Source organism: Brevundimonas sp. BAL450 (genome assembly GCF_015767455.1).
GTDB classification, from domain to species: domain Bacteria; phylum Pseudomonadota; class Alphaproteobacteria; order Caulobacterales; family Caulobacteraceae; genus Brevundimonas; species Brevundimonas abyssalis.
In genome coordinates, this window is sequence record NZ_JADWOW010000025.1 from 1 (window position 1) to 379 (window position 379).

1 protein-coding gene is annotated in these 379 nt (G+C 69.9%); it reads left to right on the plus strand.

All coding sequences use genetic code 11. The annotated features are described in order from the left end of the window. Positions 1-358 (plus strand): OmpA family protein (locus IWC96_RS00680; RefSeq protein WP_196838183.1); only part of this gene is annotated, 358 nt, incomplete at its 5' end. Positions 359-379: the final 21 nt, after the last annotated feature.

Sequence of the window (379 nt, forward strand, 5' to 3'; positions counted from 1 at the left end):
AACTGTTCGGCAGCCGGCGCCGGCTGCCGAACAGTTCGTGGTCTACTTCGACTGGGATCGCTCGGACCTGACCGCGGAAGCGCGCAACGTGGTGACCGCCGCGGCCAACCACGCTCGCTCGGGCAGCCCGACGCGCGTGCTGATCGTCGGCCACACCGACACCTCGGGTTCGGCCCAGTACAACCTGGGTCTGTCCCAGCGCCGGGCCCGCACCGTGGCTGACGCCCTGGTCGCCCAAGGTGTCTCCGGCGGCGTCGTCCAACTGGACGCCCGCGGTGAAACCGATCTGGCCCGTCCGACCGCGGACGGCGTGCGTGAGCCGCTCAACCGGCGCGCCACCATCGACATCAACTTCTAAGGGCCAAACCCTCCCGGCTTC